The following is a 23,701-nucleotide window of genomic DNA, read 5'->3' on the forward strand; positions in this document are numbered from 1 at the left end:
GGAGAAGGCCGTGACGAACCACAAGCCGTTCCGCGTGCTGGGCATCCAGCAGATCGCCATCGGCGGGCCGAGCAAGGACAAGCTCAAGGCGCTCTGGGTGGACATGCTCGGGCTGACGGTCAGGAGCAGCTTCGTCAGCGAGCGCGAAAACGTCGACGAGGACATCTGCTCGCTGGGGCGAGGGCCGCATGCGGTCGAGGTCGACCTGATGCAGCCGCTCGATCCTGAGAAGAAGCCGGCCGTGCACACGACGCCGCTGAACCACGTCGGCCTTTGGGTGGACGACCTGCCCCGCGCGGTCGAGTGGATGACCGCCCAGGGCGTTCGCTTTGCCCCCGGCGGCATCCGCAAGGGGGCGGCGGGACACGACATCTGCTTCATTCACCCGAAGGGGAACGAAGAGTTCCCGCTGGGCGGCGAGGGCGTGCTGATCGAGCTGGTGCAGGCGCCGCCGGAGGTGGTGGCAGCGCTCGGTTGAATTGGACTACTGGCTGGGTGGCGTGCCCATGTCCGGCGGGGTGGCGGCCAGCTTGCCGTTGACCGTGCGGCAGATGCCCTGCAGCGTCTTGCCGTCGCGCAGGGTGAAGCTGACGGTGGCGCCCTCGGCTTGCCCCTTGCAGGCCTTGACGGCTTCGGGCGGCGGGCCGGGAGGGTGACCGTGGCCCTTGGGCTGGCCAGCGGGCTGGCCGTTGGTGCCACTGGTGCCGCTGTCCTGGGCCTGGGCAGCGGTGACCATCGCCAGGGCGAGGACCGGCACGAGCCAGGAGCGAAGCGCGGAAGGTATCGACATGGGAAGCCTCGTTGTGGTGCAGGCTCCCATCGTCTTCGCCTGGCGTTGCCGGGCGATTGCAGCATGTTGCTGCGAGGTGCCGGCGCTGCAGGATGCGCCGCCGGCACCCGGGCGTCAGGCCTTGGCCTTGGCGGCTTTCTTCTCGGCCTTTTCGGCGGGCTTGCCCGGCGCGTCCTTCTCGGCCGGCTTGGGCGGCACGAAGACGATGCGGCGATGCGTGGTGGCTTCGGCGCCCTCGCCCTTGGTGACATCGGCCACCTTGAAGCGGCCCAGCATGCCGACGGCCACGTCACCCGGCTCGGACCCGACGACCGTCTCGCGGATCAGCGTCAAGGCGGCCTTCAGGATCTGTTCGGCCTTCTTCTCCGGGATATCGCCCAGCAGGGCGGGTTCCTTGGCCTTCAGTGCGGTGATGATTTCAGCGGGTTTCAAGTCGTGTGCTCCTGGGCATGATCGCCAGTGGATTGACGCCGCGCATGATAAGGGCCCGGCGGCGACAGTAGGCTGTCAGCGAGCAGCGCTGCAATGCCGATGCAGCACCTTTCGAGGAGACAAGCCCCCATGACGAGCTACGCCGACTTCCATCGCCGTTCCATCACCGACCGCGACGCGTTCTGGGCCGAGCAGGCGGCCCTGATCGACTGGCAGACGCCGTTCGAGACGGTCTGCGACTACGACAACCCGCCCTTCGCGAAGTGGTTCGCGGGTGGCCGCACGAACCTGTGCCACAACGCGGTGGACCGGCACCTGGCCGAGCGGGCAGGGCAGAACGCCCTGATCTTCGTCTCCACCGAGACCCAGCAGGAGCGGGTCTACAGCTTCGCCGAACTGCATGCCGAAGTGCAGTGCATGGCGGCGAGCCTGCAGGCGATGGGGGTGAAGAAGGGCGATCGCGTGCTGGTCTACATGCCGATGATCCCGGAGGCCGCCTTTGCCATGCTGGCCTGCGCGCGCATCGGCGCCATCCACTCGGTGGTCTTCGGCGGCTTCGCCAGCGTCAGCCTGGCCAGCCGCATCGACGATGCCGAGCCGACCCTGGTCGTGAGCGCCGACGCCGGCTCGCGCGGCGGCAAGGTGGTGGCCTACAAGCCGCTGCTGGACGAGGCGATCTCGCTGGCCGCGCACAAGCCGGCCAAGGTGCTGATGGTCGACCGCGGCCTGGCGCCTTTCAACCGCGTGCCGGGCCGTGACGAGGACTACACCGCCCTGCGCGAGCGGCATCGCCAGGCGGTGGTGCCCTGCGAATGGGTGGATGCCACCCACCCGAGCTATACCCTCTACACCTCGGGCACCACCGGCAAGCCCAAGGGCGTGCAGCGCGACACCGGCGGCTATGCGGTGGCGCTGGCGGCGAGCATGAAGCACATCTTCTGCGGACAGGCCGGCGAAACCTTCTTCTCCACCAGCGACATCGGCTGGGTCGTCGGCCACAGCTACATCATCTACGGCCCGCTGCTCGCCGGCATGGCCACCATCATGTACGAGGGCCTGCCCATCCGGCCCGATGCGGCCATCTGGTGGAGCCTGGTCGAGAAGTACAAGGTCACGGCCATGTTCAGCGCGCCCACCGCGGTGCGCGTGCTGAAGAAGCATGATCCGGCGGCGCTGTCACGGCACGATCTTTCGTCGCTGCGCGCGCTGTTCCTGGCCGGCGAGCCGCTGGACGAGCCGACCGCCCGCTGGATCGCCGAGAGCCTGGGCAAGCCCATCATCGACAACTACTGGCAGACGGAGACCGGCTGGCCCATCCTCAGCCTGTGCAACGGCATCGAGCAGGCGACCTCCAAGTTCGGCTCGCCCGGCAAGGCGGTGTACGGCTACGACGTCAAGCTTTTCGACGAGGCCACGGGGGAGGAGCTGACGGGCGCCCACCAGAAAGGCGTGGTGGCCATCGAGGGCCCGCTGCCTCCGGGCTGCATGCAGACGGTCTGGCGCGACGACGCCCGCTTCGTGAAGACCTACTGGTCGGGCATCCCGGGGCGGCAGGTGTACTCCACCTTCGACTGGGGCATCCGCGACGAGGACGGCTACTTCTTCATCCTCGGCCGCACGGACGACGTGATCAACGTCGCCGGTCACCGGCTGGGCACGCGGGAGATCGAGGAGAGCATCTCCAGCCACCCGGGCGTCGCGGAGGTGGCGGTGGTCGGGGTGGCCGACCAGCTCAAGGGCCAGGTGGCGATGGCGTTCGCGGTGCTGAAGGACCCGAGTCAGGCCGCCACCGAGGCCGACGCGCTCAAGCTCGAAGGCGCCATCATGAAGCTGGTGGACGAGCAGCTCGGTGCCGTGGCGCGCCCGGCGCGGGTGCGCTTCGTCAGCGTGCTGCCCAAGACCCGCTCCGGCAAGCTGCTGCGCCGCGCGATCCAGGCGGTGTGCGAGGGCCGCGACCCCGGCGACCTGACGACGATCGAGGATCCGACCGCGCTGCAGCAGGTCAAGGCTCTGGTCACGGGGTGATCACGCCGGCGGATCCTTCGCTCGCGTGCGCGACACGGCCATCATGATGCCGATGCCGAGCACGATCAGGCAGGTGATGCCGACGTAGATGGGTGCCAGGCCGAAAGTGCCCATGGCCCAGGCGATGCCGGCCACGAGCAGCAGCAGGCCGATCATGTAGAGCGCGAATGACATGGTGGGCTCCATCGCCCGGACCACCGGGCTCGTGGTCCCACTCTAGGCAATCGCGCCCGGTGGCCCGGCCGGAAGAGGGCGGAGCCCGCTGTAGGCGAGCTCCTACCGCTCGCGGCCGTTGGCGGCCAGCGCCTCGAGCACGCGGCCGATGAAATGGTCCAGCGAGTCCGTCGTGTCGATCCAGCGCACGACCGCGACGAGATCGTGCTCCCAGTCGATGTAGACGATGTTCTGGCCGTTGCCGCGGAAGGTGACGCTGGACTCCGGCGCATGGGGCAGGCTCTTGCGGCCGGTGTTGAGGAACCAGTTGCAGTAGCCGTACTCGGCATTGGCCGCGCCCGGCGTCCGGGCCTTGGCGATCCATTCCGGCGAGACGATCTGCCGGCCGGCCCACCGCCCGTTGCGCAGGAAGAGGTAGCCGAAGCGGGCCAGGTCCCAGGCGTCGATGAACATGCCGCCCCCCCAATGGCCGCCGCCCGAGACGGACTGCATCCGGCGGCCGTCGATGTCGACCCAGGAGTTCTCGTAGCCCGACCAGCGCCAGCGGCTGGAGGCGCCTATCGGGTCCATGACTTCGTCGCGGAGCACGTCCGGCAGCGGGCGCCGCCAGACGTGCAGGGCGGCCAGGGCCAGGACGTTGACGCGGACGTCGTTGTACTTGAAGTGCGTGCCCGGCTCATGCAGCGTGCGTCGCGGCCAGTCCTCGGGCTTCTCCCCCTCCGGTCGGTCGGCCCAGTCGGGCTTGCCCCACAGCGTGCCTTGCCAGTCGCTGGTCTGGCGCAGCAGATGCTCCCAGGTGATCGGGGCGTTGTGCGGCGATGCGAACAGGTCCGCCCCGGCCGGCATGTAGCGGGCCACCCGGTCCTCGGTGCTGCGGATGAGCCCTTTCTGCCACGCCAGGCCCACGACGGTGGACAGGAACGTCTTGGTGACGCTGTGCGCCATGTCGACCTGCTGCGTGTCGCCCCACTCGGCCACCACCCGGCCGCGGTGGATCACCAGGCCGTTGGCCGGCGCGCGCACGCTGGTCGGCCCGATCTGGCCGCCGAAGTACGGCTCGGATCTGCCGAAACTCCGGGCCCATGCCAGCGACTGGTCGCGCGGGGCCGGGTTGTCGTGGGCCAGGGCGAAGGCCACCGCATCGGCGAGTCGGGCGGCGTCGAGGCCAGCTTCCTTCGGTGTTGCGCGCTGCCACTCGTGACGAGGCGGGTAGTACTCGGCTGGCGGGGCTGGCGCCGCCGCAGCGAGTGGACCGGCGATGCAAAGGCAGGCGAGGACGGCTCGGCGGGACAGGGCGGGCACGTTCATCGGCGCATTGTGCGGGTCGTGTATCAGGCGCACTGCCCATGGCTCTGTCCGGGATCGTCCACCGCTTGCAGGAGTATCCCCATGGCCTTCACCAGGCGCGCCGTCGCTGCCACCCTTGCCGCCGCTGCATTCGCCACGCTGGCCCTGCCTTCCGCCCTGGCCGCCGGCAAGGCTTATGCGGTCCGCAACCTCGTCTCCAACGGCGTGGTCGACAGCGACTACATCGACCCCAACATGGTCAATACCTGGGGGGTTTCGTTCAACCCCAACGGCCTGGTCTGGGTGTCCAACAACCGCAGCGGCACGTCCACCCTGTACGACGGCCTCGGCGTGCCCAACGCCCTGGTCGTGAACGTGCCCGCGGCCAATGGCGGCGTCGGCGCCCCGACCGGCATCGTCTTCAGCGGCAGTGCCGATTTCGTCGTCAGCAAGGCCGGCGTCAACGGGCCGAGCCGCTTCATCTTCGCCAACGAGGACGGCCTCATCACCGGCTGGGCGCCGGGGGTGGACCTGCACAACGCCCTGCCCGCCGCGCTTCAGCCAAGCGCTATCTACATGGGCCTGGCGGTGGCGCAGAGCCCGGCCGGTGCGCGGCTGTACGCCACCGACTACCGCAACGCGCGGGTCGACATCTACGACAGCGCCTTCGCCCCGGTGAAGCTGGCGAAGGCCTTCGTCGATCCGAAGATGCCTTCGGGCATGTCGCCGTTTGGCATCCAGGCCATCGGGGAGGCGATCTACGTCACCTTCATCAAGGCGGGGGACTACAACGCCGGCACACGGACCGAAAGTGGTGGCGTCGATGCCGTGATCAGCGTCTTCGACACCAATGGCCGCTTCCTGCGCCGGGCCGTCGCCAACAGCGGCAAGCTGCGCCAGCCTTGGGGCATCGCGATGGCGCCGTCGAACTTCGGCGTCCATTCGAACCGCCTGCTGGTCAGTGATTTCCACGAGGGCACCATCAGCGCCTACGACCCGGTCAGCGGCGCCTCCCTGGGCTACCTGAAGGACCGCAACGGCCAACCGGTGCGCGTGCCCGGCATCTGGGGCATGCAGTTCGGCAACGGGCTGAATAACCAGCCGCTGAACACGCTGTTCTTCGCCGCCGGCCCGAACGGGCAGGGTGGCGGCGTGTACGGGAGCATCAGCGTGGCGCCGTAGCGCTTGGGGGAGCCTCGTGAGCGGCTTATCCTTCGCGTATCGCGAAGTGTCGCTTCACGACTCCCGAGTGCGCCTGGGTCAGCCTTCGTGCAGCATGTGGGCTGCGACCAGCTGCTGGCGGCCGGCTTACCGGTCGGTCCGCCAGTCCCGGCTGCCGGCCCCTACCTGGGCCGAGCGGAGTGGGGAATGCGGCTGTCGCATCCGATTGCCTCGCCCATGCGCTTCGACCTCGTCACCCTCAACCTCGTGCTCGCCATCGCCGAGTCCGGCAACATCACCCGGGCCGCGGAACGCGAGCACCTTGCATTGGCCGCGGCCAGCAAGCGCCTGAAAGACCTGGAAACCCGTCTGGGCGTGCAGCTGTTCGAGCGCCGCGCCCGGGGCGTCGAGCCCACCGAGGCCGGCCGCGCGCTGGTACGCCACATCCGCAGCCTGAACGCCTCGCTGCACGCGCTGGAGAGCGAGGTGGTCGAGTTCAGCCGCGGAATCAAGGGCCACCTGCGCATCGCGGCCAATGCTGCCGCCATCGCCGAGTGCCTGCCGGCGGACCTCGCGGCCTTCTCTCGCGAGCATCCGCAGATCCGCATCAGCCTGGAAGACATGACGAGCGCGGACGTTCAGCTGGCGGTCGCCGACGGCCGTGCCGACGTCGGTGTCTTCGTCCCGCCGTTGACGGACAAGCGCCTGGCCACCTGGCCCTACCGGGCGGGCGAGCTGTCCGTGGTGCTGCCGCAGGGCCATCCGCTCGCTGCGGGCCGTGGCGCACTGAATTTCGATGCCCTGCTGGACTACGACATGGTCGGCCTGCACATGGGCGCCTCGGTGCACGAGCTGATGCTGCAGCGAGCGCTGGAACGCGGCCGCACGCTCAATGCCCGGCTGCAGGTGCGCGGCTTCGACGCCATCGCGCAGCTGGTGAGCGAGGGCCTCGGCGTGGCGGTGCTCCCGGCGGTGGTGGCCGAGCGCTTCGCGCGCCTGTTCGCCCTCGCCGTGCGATCGCTGGACGAACCCTGGGCCCGCCGCCGCTACCTGCTGGCGGCCCAGTCGCAGGAGGTGCTGCCCACCGTCGTCCAGCGCTTCGTCGACACCCTCACCGGCCTGGCCGCGGCCGGTGCGGAGCCTGCCGCCGCGGCACCGAATCCCTGACAATCCCATCCTCGGGGTTCGCGCCCCGTTTGCCTTCGAGAGCGACCGCCATGACCGCACGCACCCTGTACGACAAGCTGTGGGACGAGCACGTCGTCCACACCGAGGAGGACGGCACCGCCACCCTCTACATCGACCGCCACCTGGTGCACGAGGTGACGAGCCCGCAGGCCTTCGAGGGGCTGGACATCGCCGGCCGCAAGGTCTGGCGCCTGTCGGCCAACCTGGCGGTGAGCGACCACAACGTGCCGACCACCGACCGCTCGCACGGCATCGCCGATCCGGTGTCGAAGCTGCAGGTCGACACCCTGGACGCCAACTGCGACCGCTTCGGCATCACCCAGTTCAAGATGACCGACCGCCGCCAGGGCATCGTGCACGTCATCGGGCCGGAGCAGGGGGCCACCCTGCCGGGCATGACGGTGGTCTGCGGCGACAGCCACACCAGCACCCACGGGGCCTTCGGCGCGCTCGCGCACGGCATCGGCACCAGCGAGGTCGAGCACGTGCTCGCCACGCAGACGCTGCTGGCCAAGAAGGCGAAGAACCTGCTCGTCAAGGTCGAGGGCCAGCTGCCCCCGGGCTGCGGCGCCAAGGACGTGGTGCTGGCCATCATCGGAAAGATCGGCACCGCCGGCGGCACCGGCTACACCATCGAGTTCGCCGGCTCCGCCATCCGCGCCCTCAGCATGGAAGGCCGCATGACGGTGTGCAACATGGCCATCGAGGCCGGGGCCCGCGCCGGTCTGGTGGCGGTGGACGACACCACCATCGACTACGTCAAGGGCCGTCCGTTCTCGCCCAAGGGCGTGGAATGGGAGCAGGCCGTGGCCTACTGGCGCACCTTGCAGTCGGATCCAGGCGCTCACTTCGACCACGTGGTCGAGATCGACGCCGCGCAACTGAAGCCGCAGGTCACCTGGGGCACCTCGCCCGAAATGGTGCTTTCCATCGACGACCGCGTGCCGGATCCCGACAAGGAGAAGGACAGCGTCAAGCGCGGCGCCATCGAGCGTGCGCTGCAGTACATGGCGCTGGAGCCGAACAAGGCGATCGGCGACATCCGCATCGACAAGGTCTTCATCGGCTCGTGCACCAACAGCCGGATAGAGGATCTGCGCGAAGCGGCCGCCGTCGTGCGGCGCGTGGGCGGCCGCATCGCCAGCAACGTCAAGCTGGCCCTCGTCGTGCCGGGCTCGGGCCTGGTCAAGGCCCAGGCCGAAGCCGAAGGCCTCGACAAGATCTTCGCCGCCGCCGGCTTCGAGTGGCGCGAGCCGGGCTGCTCGATGTGCCTGGCCATGAACGCCGACCGGCTGGAGCCGGGCGAGCGCTGCGCCTCCACCAGCAACCGCAACTTCGAGGGTCGCCAGGGCGCGGGTGGGCGGACCCACCTGGTCAGCCCCGCCATGGCCGCGGCCGCCGCGATGGCCGGCCATTTCGTAGACGTCCGTCGAGTCGCCTGATCCCTGCGAGCGAGAGCCTCATGCAAGCCTTCACCATCCACCAGGGCCTGGTCGCGCCCATGGACCGCGCCAACGTCGACACCGACGCGATCATCCCCAAGCAGTTCCTCAAGTCGATCAAGCGCAGCGGCTTCGGGCCCAATCTGTTCGACGAGTGGCGCTACCTGGACCACGGCGAGCCCGGCCAGGACCCGGCCAGCCGCCAGCCGAACCCGGATTTCGTGCTGAACCAGCCGCGCTACGCCGGCGCCTCCATCCTGCTGGCGCGCGACAACTTCGGCTGCGGCTCCAGCCGCGAGCACGCGCCCTGGGCGCTGGAGCAATTCGGCTTCCGCGCCCTGATCGCCCCCAGCTTCGCCGACATCTTCTTCAACAACTGCTTCAAGAACGGCGTGCTGCCCATCGTGCTGCCGGAGTCGCAGGTGTCGAAGCTGTTCGACGAGGTGGCCGCCTTCCCCGGCTACCGCCTGACCGTCGACCTACCGCGCCAGGTGGTGGTCAAGCCCGACGGCAGCGAGCTGGCCTTCGACGTCCAGCCCTTCCGCAAGTACTGCCTCGTCAACGGCTTCGACGACATCGGCCTGACGCTGCGCCACGCCGACAAGATCCGCGCCTTCGAGGCCGAGCGCCTGGCTCGCATGCCGTGGCTGAACCAGCGCGTGCTCTGAAACCGGCATCGGCACGGCGCGGCCTGTCCGTGCCGCGCTGGTTCCAGCAGCTGGTGCTCAGCCGGGTATGGCTCAGCTTCATCGTGCTGGGCCTGGCCTTCTTCGTCTTCGGCGCCGGCTCGCTGAACCTCTTCTACCTGCTGCGCGCCAACACCAACCTGGTCTTCGAACATGGCTGGATGGCCCTGATGGATGGCGCCGCCCAGCAGTTGGGAGAACTGCTCGTCACCGGCTACCTCTCCATGGCCGCCTACGTGGTCTTCAAGGCCTGCGAATACCGGCTCGCCCACTGGCTGGCCGATCCGACCGACAGCGACGACGCGATGCCCGATGAAGATTGAGCTGCACCTGGCTGGGCTGACGACCGCCGGCCGAAGATTCGATTCAAACCACTTGCAAGGACATTGACCATGAAGATCGCCATCCTGCCGGGCGACGGCATCGGCACCGAGATCGTCGCCGAGGCCGTTCGCGTGCTGAAGGTGCTCGACCTTTCCTTCGAGATGGAGGAGGCCAAGGTCGGCGGCGCCGCGTACGAAGCCCATGGCCACCCGCTGCCCGAAGCGACCCTGAAGCTGGCCCAGGCGGCCGACGCCGTGCTGTTCGGCGCGGTGGGCGACTGGAAGTTCGACACGCTGGAGCGCTCGCTGCGCCCCGAGCAGGCCATCCTGGGACTGCGCAAGCACCTGGGGCTGTTCGCCAACTTCCGCCCGGCGCTCTGCTATCCCGAGCTGACCCACGCCTCGAGCCTGAAGCCCGAGCTGGTCGCGGGGCTCGACATCCTGATCATCCGCGAGCTGACCGGCGACATCTACTTCGGCCAGCCGCGCGGCCGCCGCACGGCGGTGGACGGCCACTTCCCCGGCGCCGAGGAGGCCTTCGACACCATGCGCTACTCGCGGCCCGAGATCGAGCGCATCGCCCACGTCGCCTTCCAGGCGGCACGCCAGCGCAGCAAGCGGGTCACCAGCGTCGACAAGGCCAACGTGCTGGAGACCTTCCAGTTCTGGAAGGATGTGGTGACCGAGGTGTCGGCCCAGTACCCGGACGTCGCGCTGGACCACATGTACGTCGACAACGCCGCCATGCAGTTGGTCAAGGCGCCGAAGAAGTTCGACGTGGTGGTCACCGGCAACATGTTCGGCGACATCCTTTCGGACGAGGCGGCGATGCTCACCGGCTCCATCGGCATGCTGCCCTCGGCGTCGCTGAATGCCGACAAGCAGGGCCTGTACGAACCCAGCCACGGCAGCGCGCCGGACATCGCTGGTCAGGGAGTTGCAAACCCTCTGGCTACAATCCTGTCCGCTGCCATGATGCTTCGCTTCTCACTCCAACAGCCGCAGGCGGCCGACCGTATCGAGTCGGCCGTGCGTGCCGTGCTGGCAGCGGGTTACCGTACGCCCGACATCTGGAGCGAGGGCACCCACAAGGTGGGAACGCGCGAAATGGGTGATGCCGTGGTCGCGGCCATCACCGGCAAAACGATTACCAAGAGCTGACAGCTCGGTCTCGTCTCGCCCCATCTCTGGACCCCGGCGAACGAGCCGGGAGGCTCAAGGGGTCCAGGATCAACTTCAAAGGTATCTGGAAATGGCACTCGTAGGACTGGTCGGATGGCGCGGCATGGTGGGATCCGTGCTGATGGACCGCATGGTCGCCGAACGCGACTTCGACCTCATCGAACCCCTGTTCTTCTCCACCTCCAACAAGGGCGGCAAGGCCCCGGCGATGGCAAAGAACGAGACCACGCTGCAGGACGCCTTCGACATCGAGGCCCTCAAGCGCTGTGACATCGTCATCACCGCCCAGGGCGGCGACTACACGACCGAGGTCTTCCCCAAGCTTCGCGCAGCGGGCTGGAACGGCCACTGGATCGATGCCGCCTCGAGCCTGCGGATGAAGGACGACGCCGTCATCGTCCTGGACCCGGTCAATCTGCCGGTCATCAAGAACGCCCTGGCCAAGGGCGGCCGCAACTGGATCGGCGGCAACTGCACCGTCAGCTGCATGCTGATGGGCGTGGGGGCGCTCTACAAGGCCGGCCTGGTCGAATGGATGAGCACCCAGACCTACCAGGCGGCGTCCGGCGGCGGCGCGCAGCACATGCGCGAGTTGCTGGCCCAGTTCGGCACGCTCAACCACGAGGTGAAGGACCTGCTGGCCGACCCCATGAGCGCCATCCTCGACATCGACAGGCTCGTGATCGAGAAGCAGCGCACCCTGGAAGACGCCGAGAAGGCCAACTTCGGCGTGCCGCTGGGCGGCTCGCTCATTCCCTGGATCGACAAGGATCTGGGCAACGGGATGAGCCGCGAGGAGTGGAAGGGCATGGCCGAGACCAACAAGATCCTCGGCCAGGGCGAGGGCTTCGGCAGCGCCGCGGTGCCGGTGGATGGCTTCTGCGTGCGCATCGGCGCCATGCGCTGCCACAGCCAGGCCCTGACGTTCAAGCTGAAGAAGGACGTGCCGGTGGCCGACATCGAGGCCATGATCGCCGCCGACAACCAGTGGGTGAAGGTCGTGCCGAACAACCGTGAGGACACGATGCGCGACCTGACGCCGGTGGCCGTCACGGGCACGCTCACCATCCCCGTCGGCCGCATCCGCAAGATGGCGATGGGTCCGGAGTACCTCGGCGCGTTCACGATCGGCGACCAGTTGCTGTGGGGCGCGGCCGAACCGCTGCGCCGCATGTTGCGGATCCTCCTGGACGCCTGATCGGTGCCTAGCACGCGGAAACGCCTGCTTACGACTGCGTTGCCTTCGGGCAACGCGGTTTTTTTATGCAAATCGGTGAAAACGCGAAAACTTCCGAATGTCACGTTTTGGATGAGCATGTAAGCCTATATGCTTGATGCCGTGTTGTTTTCTCGTGTCGGAGCCGGTTGAACCGGGATCGCTTGGGAGAGAACGGTCGTCGACGGCGGGCCTGTGATGCGGGCTCGCCGATCGCGTTTTTGATGACGGCGTTTCGGGAGACGCTTTGAAGAACCCTCCATCCATGGCCAAGGGCGCAATGCTCACCACCGTGGCCACCGCGGCCCTGCTGATGTTGCACCTCGGCAGCGCCCACGCCCTGTCGCTCGGCCGGCTGACCGTCCAGTCCTCCCTTGGTGAGGCGCTGCGCGCCGAGATCGACATCACGAACATGACGCCCGAGGAGGCCGGGTCGTTGAAGACGGCGCTCGCCTCGCCCGACGCGTTCCGTGCCGCGGGTGTCGAGTTCAACCCGGTCCTCACCGGCGCGCAGCTGACGCTGGCCCGCAGGCCCGACGGCCGCGCCTACATCCGCGTGACGGGCGATCGCGCCGTGTCCGAGCCCTTCGTCGATGTCATCATCGATTTCACCTGGGCCAGCGGACGACTGCAGCGCGCGTACACGCTGCTGATCGATCCGCCGCAGACCCGGCCGGCCGCGCCACCGCCGGTCGCGGCGACCACGGCGCCGGCCATTTCCGGCTCTGCGCAGACGCCGCCGGTGGCTGCAGCGCCGCGTCCGGCGGCTTCTCCGCCGGCTTCCAGACCCGCGCCGGCGCCCACGTCGCGGCCCGCTGCCCCGCCGCCGGCGGCCGCGGCTGCCGAAGGCGCCGAGAGCTACCGCGTCCGCGGAGGCGACACGCTGTCGTCGATCGCGTCGTCCCACGGCCGCACCGGCGTGTCGCTGGACCAGATGCTGGTGTCGCTTTACCGCGGCAATCCGCAGGCGTTCATTGACAACAACATGAACCGCCTCAAGGCGGGCGTGGTGCTGAACCTGCCGGATGCGGCCAGCGCGAAGGAAGTCGCTCCCGACGAAGCGCGCCAGGTCATCCAGGCCCACAGCACAGACTTCGCGGCCTTCCGCCAGCGCCTGGCGGGCGCCGCGCCGACGGTCAAGGGCACCGAGCCCGAACGCCAGGCCACCGGCCAGGTCCAGGCCGCCGTCAAGGATCGCAAGGCGGACACGGGTCCGACCTCGCCCGACAAGCTCACGCTTTCCCAGGGCACCGCGAAGCCCGCCGCGCCGGAGGCCAAGCTGTCGAAGGAAAGCGAGCGCAAGGCCAACGAGACGCGCGTGGCCGAGCTGTCGCGCAACCTGCAGGAGCTCAAGCAGCTCAACGAAGCGACCAAGGCCGCGTCTGTTGCGGCCAAGCCGGCACCGGTGGCGCCCATCGCCAGCGCGCCGGCGCCGGCCAAGCCGGGTGTGACGGTGGCCACGGCGCCCACGCCACCGGCCGTCGCCCCGACCAAGCCGGCGGCGCCTCCGCCGGCCCCGGTCGCGCCGCCGCCCGCGCCGGTGGCACCGCCGCCGCCCGTGGCGCCTCCGCCCCCGGCTCCAGCGCCCATCCAGGCTCCCGTGGCCTCTGCGGCTGCGCCGGCGACGGTCGCATCGGCGCCGGCCGTCGAGGCGGCGGCCTCGACACCGGCTGCCGCGGCGCCTGCATCGGTGGCCGCCTCGCGGCCGAAGGCCAAGCGTCCCGCGTCTCCGCCGCCGGAGCCGAGCTTCTTCGAGTCCCTCACGTCCAACCCGTGGGTGCTGCCGGCCGCGGCCGGCCTGATCGCGCTGCTGGCCGGCCTGGGCGTCATGCGCCTGCGTCGTCGCCAACAGGACGGCGCGGCGGAAACCTCGTTCATCGAGAGCAAGCTGCAGCCTGATTCCTTCTTCGGCGTCAGCGGCGGCCAGCGCGTGGACACCCGCGACGGGGCGAGCTCCAGCTCTTCGCTGAGCTATTCCCTGAGCCAGCTGGATGCCATCGGCGATGTCGACCCGGTCGCCGAGGCGGATGTCTACCTGGCCTACGGTCGCGACCTCCAGGCCGAGGAGATCCTGAAGGAAGCGCTGCGCAGCGATGGAGGCCGTGTCGCCATCCGCAGCAAGCTGCTCGAGGTCTACGCCAAGCGCGCCGACACCAAGGCCTTCGAGGCCCAGGCCCGCCAGCTGCAGGAACAGACCGGTGGCGAAGGCGAGGACTGGGAAAAGGCCGTCGAGATGGGTCGCAGCATCGACCCGGCCAACCCGCTGTATGGCGGCGAAGGCCGGGTGATGGCAGTCGACCTCGACACCTCGTCGGATCCTCCGCCCGACATGCGCGAAGAGCCGCCGGCGCGTGTCGAGGACGAGCCCAGCGAAGAGAAGACCCAGCCGCTCGTGGGCGAGGTGCTGCTCGACACCGCGCCGGGCCCGCTGGACATCGACCTCGGGGCACCCACGTCGCTGCAAGGCGTCGAGCCAACCCGCCCGCTGGACACGGCGTCCGGCATGCTGGACCTGGGCACCACGCGGACCGCGCCGCCCCCGCCCGGCCCGCCGCCGGCGCCGATGATGTTCGACGAACTGCCGACGCTGGACCTGCCGACGATTCCGGCGGCACCGTCGCCAGATCCCGGTCCTCCGACGGCACCGTCCACCTTCGATTTCGGCGAGCTGTCGCTCGACCTCGGCGAAACGAAGAGCGACAACACGGTGCGCGGCGGCCTGCCCTCCGATGAGATCGACGACGCCGATCCGCTGGCCCGCAAGCTGGAGCTGGCGGACGAGTTCAGGCGCATTGGTGACATGGAAGGCGCCCGTGACCTTCTCGAAGAAGTGGTGAGCAAGGCCGACGGCGCACTGAAGACGCGCGCCCAGGCCATGCTCGACGACCTCGAGTGACGGGGTGACCGCGCGCGAAGGCCGGATCCGGCGCCTGGCGCTGGGCCTGGCCTACCGCGGCGATCACTACCACGGCTGGCAGAGCCAACCGAGCGGGCGCACCGTCCAGGACAAGGTCGAAGCTGCCCTGGGCGAGTTCGCCGCCATGCCGGTGTCCACGATCTGCGCCGGCCGCACCGACACGGGAGTGCACGGGCTGAACCAGGTGGTGCATGTCGACACCCCGCTGGACAGGCCTGAGTTTTCGTGGGTGCGCGGCACCAACCGCTATCTGCCGCGCGACATCGCGGTGCAATGGTGCCGGCCGGTCGCCGCCGACTTCCACGCCCGCAACAGCGCCCGCGGCCGACGCTATCGCTACCTGCTGCTTGAATCGCCCGTGCGTCCGGCGATCGAGTTCGGCGCCTGCGGCTGGGTCTTTCGCCCGCTCGACGGCGAAGCCATGCGCGAAGCCGCCCGCCGGCTCGTCGGCGAGCACGATTTCAGCTCCTTCCGCTCGTCCGACTGCCAGGCGCTGTCGCCGGTCAAGCACTTGCGCCGGATCGACATCCGTCGCCACGGCGCCTATTGGCGCTTCGACTTCGAGGCCAGCGCCTTCCTGCACCACATGGTCCGCAACATCATGGGCTGCCTGATCGCCGTGGGGCAGGGCAATCGCCCGCCGTCCTGGATGGACGAGGTGCTGGCGGCACGCAGCCGCGATGCAGCCGCGCCCACCTTCGCCCCCGACGGCCTGTACTTCGTCGGCCCGATCTACGATGCGGTCCACGGTCTGCCCGAGTCGACGGCGGCCATGGACTGGCTGCCCTGATGACCACTGCACACCGTACCCGGATCAAGATCTGCGGCCTCACCCGCGAGGGAGATGTCGACCAGGCCGTCGAGGCCGGCGCCGACGCCATCGGCCTGGTGCTGTATCCGAGGAGTCCGCGGTACGTGAGCGCCGAACGGGCCGGCGAACTGGCCCGGCGCCTGCCCCCCTTCGTGACGCCGGTGCTGCTGTTCGTCAACGCCTCGCCGGACGAGATCGCCGCCGGCCTGACGGCCGTGCCCGGTGCCTTGCTCCAGTTCCACGGCGACGAGCTGCCCGAGGCCTGCGCCGCGCCAGGCCGCCCCTACCTGCGCGCCGCCCGGATGACGCCAGGGATCGATTTGCTAGACTTGGCCTACCGCCACCCGGGGGCCGCCGGCCTCCTGCTCGACGCCCATGTCGAGGGCTATGGCGGTGGTGGAAAGGCGTTCGATTGGTCTCTCATTCCCGCCAACGTCCCCTGTCCGGTCGTTTTGTCTGGTGGGTTGAATCCTGCAAGCGTGACCGATGGGGTGCTTCGCGTCCGGCCCTGGGCCGTTGACGTCAGCTCCGGCGTGGAGAGCTCCAAGGGCATCAAGGATGCCGGGCTCATGCGCCGGTTCTGCGAGGCGGTGCGAGAGGCGGATGGCCGGCTGACGGCCTGACGCCGCGGATCGAACGATCCGGCCCGCCTCGCGAGCCATGCAAACGCGAGACATCCCCACATGCAAACGAACTACCAGCAGCCCGATCCCTCGGGCCACTTCGGACCTTACGGCGGCAGCTTCGTCGCCGAGACCCTCGTCCATGCGCTCGACGAGCTCAAGCAGGCCTATGTCCGCTACCGCAGCGATCCGGTCTTCGTTGCCGAGTTCAGGAAGGAACTCAAGCACTTCGTCGGCCGCCCGAGCCCGATCTACCACGCCGACCGCCTGAGCCGGGAGGTGGGCGGCGCCCAGATCTACCTGAAGCGCGAGGACCTCAACCACACCGGCGCCCACAAGATCAACAACGTGATCGGGCAGGCCCTGCTGGCCAAACGCATGGGCAAGCCGCGCGTGATCGCCGAGACGGGCGCCGGCCAGCACGGCGTGGCCACCGCCACCATCTGCGCCCGCTACGGGCTGGAGTGCGTCGTCTACATGGGCTCGGAGGACGTCAAGCGCCAGAGCCCGAACGTCTATCGCATGCACCTGCTGGGCGCGACGGTGGTGCCGGTCGAGTCCGGCAGCAAGACGCTGAAGGACGCGCTGAACGAGGCCCTGCGCGACTGGGTCACCAACGTGGAAAACACGTTCTACATCATCGGCACCGTGGCCGGTCCGGCACCGTATCCGGAGATGGTGCGCGACTTCCAGAGCGTGATCGGCGAGGAGTGCCTGTCGCAGATGCCCGAGATGGCCGGCGGCCAGCCCGACGCGGTGATCGCGTGCGTGGGCGGGGGCAGCAATGCGATGGGCATCTTCTACCCCTACATCCCGCACGAGAAGGTGCGCCTCATCGGCGTGGAGGCGGCGGGGCAGGGCCTCACCACTGGCAAGCACGCCGCCAGCCTGTCCGCGGGCTCCCCCGGCGTGCTGCACGGCAACCGGACCTACCTGCTGCAGGACGACAACGGCCAGATCACAGAGACCCATTCGATCTCCGCCGGCCTGGACTACCCCGGCGTGGGCCCGGAGCACGCGTACCTCAAGGACATCGGCCGGGCCGAGTACGTCGGCATCACCGACGACGAGGCGCTGGCCGCCTTCCACCGCCTGTGCCGCACCGAGGGCATCATCCCGGCCCTCGAATCGAGTCATGCGGTGGCCTACGCGATGAAGCTGGCCGCAACCATGCGACCGGATCAGCACCTGCTCGTGAACCTCTCCGGGCGGGGCGACAAGGACATAGGCACCGTCGCCGACCTGTCCGGTGCGGAGTTCTACTGTCGGCCTTCGTGCCGCGGCCAGACCGTGAAGGGGGCCCAGTCATGAGCACCGCACGGCCGTTCCGAAGGTGCTGGCTCCCCCTCGGGGGGGCCGGCGCGCAGCGCCGAAGGGGGTACCAATGAGCCGCATCGCCGCCACCTTCGCCGAGCTTCAGCGCGCCGGGCGCAAAGCGCTGATTCCCTACGTGACCGCCGGTGATCCGTACGCCGACACCACGGTCGACATCCTGCTGGCCCTCGCCGAAGCGGGCGCCGACGTGATCGAGCTCGGCGTGCCATTTTCCGATCCGATGGCCGACGGCCCGGTGATCCAGAAGGCGTCGGAGCGGGCGCTTGCCAAGGGCATCGGGATGGCCCAGGTGCTGCAGATGGTGCGCGACTTCCGCGCCCGCAACGGCACCACGCCCATCGTGCTGATGGGCTACGCCAACCCGGTGGAGCGCTACGACCAGCGGAACGGCGAACACGCCTTCATCAAGGCGGCATCCGAGGCGGGAGTGGACGGCGTGCTGATCGTCGATTACCCGCCCGAGGAGTGCGAAGCCTTCGCCACTGCACTGAAGGCGAATGGCCTGGACCTGATCTTCCTGCTGGCGCCGACCAGCACCGAGGCCCGCATGGCCCAGGTCGGCGCGCTGGCCAGCGGCTACGTCTACTACGTCTCGCTCAAGGGCGTGACGGGGGCCGGCCACCTGGATGCGTCCGCCGTGGCCGAGGCCGTGCCGCGCATCCGCCGCCATGTGAAGGTGCCGGTGGGCGTGGGCTTCGGCATCCGCGACGCGGGGTCCGCGCAGGCCGTCGGCCGGGTTTCCGACGGGGTGGTGATCGGCTCGCGGCTGATCCAGCTGCTGGAAAATGAAACGCGCGACAATGCGCCTTCGGCGGCGCGTCGCTTCATCGGCGAGATCCGCGCCGCGCTCGATGACCTGTGAGGCCCCCAGGGGCCGGGCTGGGCCAGCCCGCCCCCCGCGGGGATTCAATCAAAGTGGCGAAGCCACATTTGTTTGTGAGCGCTCCCTGCGGGCGCCTGCCAACCCAGAAGAAGGAGCCTTGATCCATGAGCTGGCTTGAAAAACTGCTGCCCCCGAAGATCCAGCAGACGGACCCGAGCGAGCGGCGCTCGGTGCCCGAGGGGCTGTGGATCAAGTGCCCGTCCTGCGAGTCGGTGCTGTACAAGACCGACCTGGAGCAGAACCTCAACGTCTGCCCCAAGTGCGACCACCATCACCGCATCGGCGCCCGCGACCGGCTCAACACCTTCCTCGACGCCGAGGGCCGCTACGAGATCGGGCATGAGGTGCTGCCGGTCGACCCCCTGAAGTTCAAGGACAGCAAGAAGTACCCCGAGCGCCTGAAGGGCGCGCTGGAGTCCACCGGCGAGACCGACGCGCTCGTGGTCATTGGCGGCTCGGTGATGAGCGTTCCCGCCGTCGCCGCCGCGTTCGAGTTCGATTTCATGGGTGGCTCGATGGGCTCGGTGGTCGGCGAACGCTTCGTGCGAGGCGTCGAGGCCGCGATCGAGCAGAAGGTGCCTTTCATCTGCTTCACCGCCACCGGTGGCGCTCGCATGCAGGAGGGTCTGTTCAGCCTGCTGCAGATGGCCAAGACGAATGCCGCCCTGACCCATCTGAGCAAGGCGGGCCTGCCCTACATCAGCGTCCTGACCGACCCGACCATGGGCGGCGTGTCCGCCAGCTTCGCCTTCGTCGGCGACGTGGTCATCGCCGAGCCCAAGGCCCTGATCGGCTTCGCCGGCCAGCGCGTGATCAAGAACACGGTGCGCGAGGACCTGCCCGAAGGGTTCCAGCGCGCCGAGTTCCTGATGCAGAAGGGCGCCCTCGACATGATCATCGACCGCCGCCAGATGCGGCAGACGATCGCCCGGCAACTGGCCATGCTCCAGCGCCAAAGCGCCGACGCCGTCGCCTGATTCCCCTGACCGTCCACGGCCAGGCCCGGCGCCTGGCCGTTTTTGTTTCAAGAGACCCCATGACCCGCACCCTCGAGCAGTGGCTGCAGCACAGCGAAAGCCTGCACCCCAAGACGATGGACTTGTCGCTCGAGCGCGTGCAGCAGGTGCGAGACGCCATGGGGCTGGCCTTCACCGTCCCGGTGATCACGGTGGCGGGCACCAACGGCAAGGGCTCGACCTGCTCGATGATCGAGGCGATCGCGCGCGCCGCGGGCTACCGCGTCGGCCTGTACATCAAGCCGCACCTGCTGCACTTCGAAGAACGCTGCCGCGTCGATGGCTCGCCAGTCGGCGCCGAATCCCTGTGCGAAGACTTCGAGGCGGTGGAGCAGGCGCGCGGAGACACCGCGCTCACCACCTTCGAGTTCAGCACGCTGGCCATCCTGCGCCGCCTTGCGCGCGAGCCGCTGGACCTGGTGATCCTCGAAGTCGGCCTGGGCGGCCGCTACGACGCGGTCAATGCCATCGACGCCGATTGCTCGGTCATCACCAGCATCGACCTGGATCACACCGAATTCCTCGGGCCTGACCGCGAGAGCATCGGCCGAGAGAAGGCCGGGATCCTTCGCACCGGCCGGCCGGGCATCGTGTCGGATCCGATGCCGCCGCAAAGCATCATCGACACTGGCCGCGAGATAGGCGCCGACCTGTGGCTGAACGGCCGTGACTTCAACCACCAGGGTGACCGCCAGCAATGGGGCTGGAGCGGCCGGGGCCGCCGCTATCACGGCCTGGCCTATCCGGCGCTGCGCGGCGCCAACCAGCTGCTCAACGCCTCGGGCGCGATCGCGGCGCTCGAGGCGCTCCGAGAGCGTCTGCCGGTCAACGCGCAGGCGGTGCGCCAGGGCCTCGCTGGCGTCGATCTGCCGGGCCGCTTCCAGATCGTGCCCGGGCAGCCTGCGCTGGTGCTGGATGTCGCCCACAACCCGCAGGCCGTGTCCGCGCTGGCGCTCAACCTGGACCAGATGGGCTTCTTCCCGCGCACCTTTGCCGTCTTCGGCGTGATGCGCGACAAGGACCTGGCGGGTGTGGTCGGGCGGATCGCGCCCTTGATCGACCGCTGGTTCGTGACGGACCTGCCGCTGCCCCGCGCCGCGACGGCAGATGAACTGGCTATCCTGCTGCGCGCACAGCGGCCCGACGGCGTGGCGGTCAGCACCCACTCCGACCCCTCGCAAGCCCTGGCCGCCGCCCTCGCTGCGGCAGACCCCACTGATAGAATCGTGGTCTTCGGCTCGTTCTACACCGTGGGCGGCGTGCTGAAGCAAGGCTTGCCCCGGCTGAACGCGCCGCACCAGGCCTGAAGGCGCCTTGCGCCGGGGTGAGCCCCACCCCTGAACGCCCGGTCGCCACTCGCCGCTCGCATGGGTCTGTTGTCCAAATCGAAGTCCGGCGCCTCGGACGCTCCCCAGCCCCGTTCGGGCGCAGCCAGCCTGGCCGATGCGAATGAGGTCGTCCGCGACGCGCGCTTGCGCGCTCGCCGCCGCCTGATCGGCGCTGCCTTGCTGCTGGGGGTCGGGATCATCGGATTCCCGCTCCTTTTCGAGACCCAGCCTCGCCCCATCGCCGTCGACATCCCGATCGAGATTCCTTCGCGAGAAGGCGCACCGCCGCTGCAGGCTCCCGCGCAGCGCCCGGCTCGCCCCGCGCCCGCTCAGGTGGCGCCGCCGCCCGTGGAGCCTGCCGTCAGGCCGGCCGAGGTCAAGCCCGCCGCCAGGCCGGCCGAGGTCAAGCCCGCCGCCAGGCCCGAGCCGAAGCCGGAAGCCAAGGTCGACAGCAAGCCGGCGGAGCCCCCCAGGCCGGTGGCAGAAGCGGCCAGGCCGGCCGAGTCGGCCAGCAAGGTGGAGGCGGCCAGGAACAGCGAGGCCGCCAAGGATGACGGCCGCTACGTGGTGCAGATCGGCGCCTTCGCCGAGGCGACCGGCGCGCGCGAGGCACGCATGAAGGTCGAGGCCCTCGGACTCAAGACCTACACCCAGGTCATCGAGTCGGCCACTGGCCGGCGCATCCGCGTGCGCGTCGGCCCGTACCCGACCAAGGCCGAAGCCGACAAGGCGGCCGCGCGCATCAAGTCTGGCGGCCTGCAGGCCGCGGTGCTGGTGCTGTGAGGCCGGCGCGATGATCGCTGGCTTCAGCTGGGTCGACTGGTCGCTCGCGGCGGTGCTGGTGGTGTCCACCATCATCGGCCTGTGGCGGGGCCTGGTGTACGAGTTGCTCGCGCTGGTCGGATGGGTCGTCGCCTTCATTGCAGCCCAGCTCTGGGGCGCGACGGTGGCCCATTGGCTGCCGTTCGGTGAGCCCGGTGGACTGATCCGCCTCGGCACGGCCTACGGCCTGGTCTTCGTCGGCACGCTCGTCGCGTGGACGCTGCTGGCCAAGCTGGTGCGGATGATGATTTCGGCCACGCCGCTGACCGTGCTCGACCGCGCGCTGGGCGTGGCCTTCGGATTCGCTCGCGGGCTGCTGATCCTGCTGGTGGTGGCGCTGGTCGTCACCCGCATCCCTCCGGCATCCCGCTCGACGGCCTGGCAGACGTCGCACGGCGCGGCCTGGCTCGGTGCCCTGCTGAACGGGCTCGATCCGCTGTGGCAACGGCACCATTCCACGCAGGCTGCAGGGCGCGCTTGAATCCGCCGCCGCGCCACCCGATATTCTCTTTTTGATCGAACGGACTCCTCCCCATGTGCGGCATCGTCGGCGTGATTTCCAAGCAGCCCGTCAACCAGCTGATCTATGACGCCCTGCTGCTGCTGCAGCACCGCGGCCAGGACGCCGCGGGCATCGTCACGATGCAGGGCACCAAGTGCTTCATGCACAAGGCGCGCGGCATGGTGAAGGATGTGTTCCGCACCCGCAACATGCGTGCCCTGCCGGGCACCGTGGGCCTGGGCCAGGTGCGCTATCCGACGGCCGGCAACGCCTACAGCGAGGAAGAGGCGCAGCCCTTCTACGTCAACGCGCCGTTCGGCATCGTGCTGGTCCACAACGGCAACCTGACCAACGCCCATGCGATGAAGGACGAGCTGTTCGAGATCGACCGCCGTCACATCAACACCGAGAGCGACACCGAGGTGCTGATCAACGTGCTGGCGCACGAACTCGAGCGCGCCGGCCGCGACCTGGCATTGACGCCGCAGCTGGTGTTCAAGGCGGTGAGCGCGGTGCACAAGCGCATCAAGGGCTCCTACGCAGTGGTGGCGCTGATCGCCGGCCACGGCCTGCTGGCCTTCCGCGATCCGTTCGGCATCCGGCCGCTGTGCTTCGGCACGCTGGAGACGCCCGAGGGCCCCGAAGTGATGGTGGCCAGCGAATCCGTGGCCCTCGAAGGCACCGGCCACCACTACGTGCGTGACATCGCGCCAGGCGAAGCGGTCTTCATCGACCTGGCCGGCAAGGTGCACGCGCAGCAATGCGCCGAATCGCCCACGCTCAATCCGTGCATGTTCGAGTTCGTCTACCTCGCCCGGCCGGATTCGGTGATGGACGGCATCTCGGTCTACCAGGCCCGGCTGAACATGGGCGAGACGCTGGCCCAGCGGGTCATCTCCACCATGCCGCCCTCGCAGATCGACGTGGTCATCCCCATCCCCGAATCCAGCCGGCCCAGCGCCATGCAGCTGGCCTCCAAGATCGGCAAGCCCTACCGCGAAGGCTTCGTGAAGAACCGCTACGTCGGCCGCACCTTCATCATGCCGGGGCAGTCGGTGCGCAAGAAGAGCGTGCGGCAGAAGCTCAATGCCATCGGCGTCGAGTTCAAGGGCCGCAACGTGCTGCTGGTCGACGACTCCATCGTGCGTGGCACGACCAGCAAGGAGATCGTGCAGATGGCCCGCGAGGCCGGCGCGAACAAGGTCTACATGGCCTCGGCCGCACCGCCCGTGCGCTATCCGAACGTGTACGGCATCGACATGCCCACGAAGGAAGAACTCATCGCGCACAACCGAAGCATCGAGGAGATCCGCGAGTTCATCGGGGCCGACGCATTGATCTACCAGGACGTGGATGCCATGAAGCGGGTCGTCGGCGCGCTCAACCCGCGTCTGGCCGGCTTCGAGGCCTCCTGCTTCGATGGCCACTACATCACGGGCGATGTCTCGGCGGCCGACTTCGATGCCATGCAGTCGCAGCGCGCCTCGCAGCCCGACGACGAGGATGCGCCCGAGCGCAGCCGGCTGGCGCTGCAAAGCGGCGAGAACGGGGCCTGAGC

23 protein-coding genes are annotated in these 23,701 nt (G+C 69.0%); 19 read left to right on the forward strand and 4 right to left on the reverse strand.

The features are described 5' to 3' along the window. Positions 1–10: 10 nt before the first annotated feature. Positions 11–478 carry a VOC family protein gene (locus ACS5PM_RS29365; RefSeq protein WP_439391532.1) on the forward strand — a complete coding sequence of 156 codons (468 nt, stop codon included), beginning with the start codon at positions 11–13 and terminating at the stop codon, positions 476–478. Positions 479–484: 6 nt separating this feature from the next. Here the strand turns inward: ACS5PM_RS29365 and ACS5PM_RS29370 are convergent, their stop codons facing one another. After that, on the reverse strand, positions 485–790 hold the full coding sequence (locus tag ACS5PM_RS29370) for a hypothetical protein (RefSeq protein WP_439391533.1): 306 nt from the start codon (positions 788–790) through the stop codon (positions 485–487). A 114-nt stretch (positions 791–904) separates the two neighbouring features. Beyond that, positions 905–1,222: a hypothetical protein gene (locus tag ACS5PM_RS29375; protein WP_439391534.1), complete on the reverse strand. Its 318-nt coding sequence runs from the start codon at positions 1,220–1,222 to the stop codon at positions 905–907. A 99-nt stretch (positions 1,223–1,321) separates the two neighbouring features. Between ACS5PM_RS29375 and ACS5PM_RS29380 the strand changes: the two genes are divergently transcribed. After that, the gene (locus ACS5PM_RS29380; protein ID WP_439391535.1) at positions 1,322–3,247 is read left to right on the forward strand and encodes a propionate--CoA ligase; all 1,926 of its coding nucleotides are present in this window, start codon (positions 1,322–1,324) and stop codon (positions 3,245–3,247) included. Here ACS5PM_RS29380 and ACS5PM_RS29385 read toward each other — a convergent pair whose 3' ends face one another. Both ACS5PM_RS29385 and ACS5PM_RS29390 read right to left on the reverse strand, forming a co-directional pair. Next, a complete protein-coding gene (locus ACS5PM_RS29385; protein WP_439391536.1) occupies positions 3,248–3,421 on the reverse strand; it encodes a hypothetical protein in 174 nt (57 codons plus the stop codon). A gap of 102 nt (positions 3,422–3,523) precedes the next feature. Then, positions 3,524–4,729, reverse strand: a complete 1,206-nt coding sequence (locus tag ACS5PM_RS29390) for a serine hydrolase domain-containing protein (protein ID WP_439391537.1) — start codon at positions 4,727–4,729, stop codon at positions 3,524–3,526. Positions 4,730–4,810: 81 nt separating this feature from the next. Here ACS5PM_RS29390 and ACS5PM_RS29395 point away from each other — a divergent pair, with 81 nt between their 5' ends. The 17 genes from ACS5PM_RS29395 (at position 4,811) to purF (ending at position 23,699) form a co-directional block, all read left to right on the forward strand. Then, on the forward strand, positions 4,811–5,890 hold the full coding sequence (locus ACS5PM_RS29395) for a TIGR03118 family protein (protein ID WP_439391538.1): 1,080 nt from the start codon (positions 4,811–4,813) through the stop codon (positions 5,888–5,890). Between the two features lie 186 nt (positions 5,891–6,076). Beyond that, positions 6,077–7,036: a LysR family transcriptional regulator gene (locus ACS5PM_RS29400; RefSeq protein ID WP_439391539.1), complete on the forward strand. Its 960-nt coding sequence runs from the start codon at positions 6,077–6,079 to the stop codon at positions 7,034–7,036. 50 nt (positions 7,037–7,086) lie between these two features. Beyond that, complete coding sequence (gene leuC / locus ACS5PM_RS29405; protein WP_439391540.1) at positions 7,087–8,499, forward strand: 3-isopropylmalate dehydratase large subunit; 1,413 nt, start codon at positions 7,087–7,089, stop codon at positions 8,497–8,499. Between the two features lie 20 nt (positions 8,500–8,519). Further along, positions 8,520–9,167 carry a 3-isopropylmalate dehydratase small subunit gene (gene leuD / locus ACS5PM_RS29410; protein ID WP_439391542.1) on the forward strand — a complete coding sequence of 216 codons (648 nt, stop codon included), beginning with the start codon at positions 8,520–8,522 and terminating at the stop codon, positions 9,165–9,167. A 29-nt stretch (positions 9,168–9,196) separates the two neighbouring features. Continuing rightward, a complete protein-coding gene (locus tag ACS5PM_RS29415) occupies positions 9,197–9,508 on the forward strand; it encodes a hypothetical protein (RefSeq protein ID WP_439391543.1) in 312 nt (103 codons plus the stop codon). A gap of 69 nt (positions 9,509–9,577) precedes the next feature. Beyond that, positions 9,578–10,669: a 3-isopropylmalate dehydrogenase gene (gene leuB, locus ACS5PM_RS29420; protein WP_439391544.1), complete on the forward strand. Its 1,092-nt coding sequence runs from the start codon at positions 9,578–9,580 to the stop codon at positions 10,667–10,669. 91 nt (positions 10,670–10,760) lie between these two features. Continuing rightward, positions 10,761–11,888, forward strand: a complete 1,128-nt coding sequence (gene asd / locus ACS5PM_RS29425; RefSeq protein WP_439391545.1) for an aspartate-semialdehyde dehydrogenase — start codon at positions 10,761–10,763, stop codon at positions 11,886–11,888. Positions 11,889–12,171: 283 nt separating this feature from the next. Next, a complete protein-coding gene (locus tag ACS5PM_RS29430) occupies positions 12,172–14,802 on the forward strand; it encodes a motility hub landmark protein FimV (RefSeq protein ID WP_439391546.1) in 2,631 nt (876 codons plus the stop codon). A 25-nt stretch (positions 14,803–14,827) separates the two neighbouring features. Beyond that, positions 14,828–15,613, forward strand: coding sequence for a tRNA pseudouridine(38-40) synthase TruA (truA, locus tag ACS5PM_RS29435; RefSeq protein ID WP_439391610.1), 786 nt, complete (start codon positions 14,828–14,830; stop codon positions 15,611–15,613). Next, on the forward strand, positions 15,613–16,257 hold the full coding sequence (locus ACS5PM_RS29440) for a phosphoribosylanthranilate isomerase (RefSeq protein ID WP_439391547.1): 645 nt from the start codon (positions 15,613–15,615) through the stop codon (positions 16,255–16,257). Before truA ends, ACS5PM_RS29440 begins: the two co-directional genes overlap by 1 nt. A 60-nt stretch (positions 16,258–16,317) precedes the next feature. Further along, positions 16,318–17,568, forward strand: a complete 1,251-nt coding sequence (trpB, locus tag ACS5PM_RS29445) for a tryptophan synthase subunit beta (protein ID WP_439391548.1) — start codon at positions 16,318–16,320, stop codon at positions 17,566–17,568. Positions 17,569–17,641: 73 nt separating this feature from the next. Further along, on the forward strand, positions 17,642–18,454 hold the full coding sequence (trpA, locus tag ACS5PM_RS29450; protein WP_439391550.1) for a tryptophan synthase subunit alpha: 813 nt from the start codon (positions 17,642–17,644) through the stop codon (positions 18,452–18,454). A 125-nt stretch (positions 18,455–18,579) separates the two neighbouring features. After that, on the forward strand, positions 18,580–19,452 hold the full coding sequence (accD, locus tag ACS5PM_RS29455) for an acetyl-CoA carboxylase, carboxyltransferase subunit beta (RefSeq protein ID WP_439391551.1): 873 nt from the start codon (positions 18,580–18,582) through the stop codon (positions 19,450–19,452). Positions 19,453–19,511: 59 nt separating this feature from the next. Further along, a complete protein-coding gene (folC, locus tag ACS5PM_RS29460; RefSeq protein WP_439391552.1) occupies positions 19,512–20,798 on the forward strand; it encodes a bifunctional tetrahydrofolate synthase/dihydrofolate synthase in 1,287 nt (428 codons plus the stop codon). 69 nt (positions 20,799–20,867) lie between these two features. Continuing rightward, positions 20,868–21,602, forward strand: coding sequence for an SPOR domain-containing protein (locus ACS5PM_RS29465; RefSeq protein ID WP_439391553.1), 735 nt, complete (start codon positions 20,868–20,870; stop codon positions 21,600–21,602). A 10-nt stretch (positions 21,603–21,612) separates the two neighbouring features. Next, positions 21,613–22,122, forward strand: coding sequence for a CvpA family protein (locus ACS5PM_RS29470; RefSeq protein ID WP_439391554.1), 510 nt, complete (start codon positions 21,613–21,615; stop codon positions 22,120–22,122). Between the two features lie 53 nt (positions 22,123–22,175). Next, positions 22,176–23,699, forward strand: a complete 1,524-nt coding sequence (gene purF / locus ACS5PM_RS29475) for an amidophosphoribosyltransferase (protein ID WP_439391555.1) — start codon at positions 22,176–22,178, stop codon at positions 23,697–23,699. Positions 23,700–23,701 lie beyond the last annotated feature (2 nt).

Origin of the sequence: Ideonella flava, from assembly GCF_051857595.1 — a bacterium.
Classification (GTDB): domain Bacteria; phylum Pseudomonadota; class Gammaproteobacteria; order Burkholderiales; family Burkholderiaceae_C; genus Ideonella.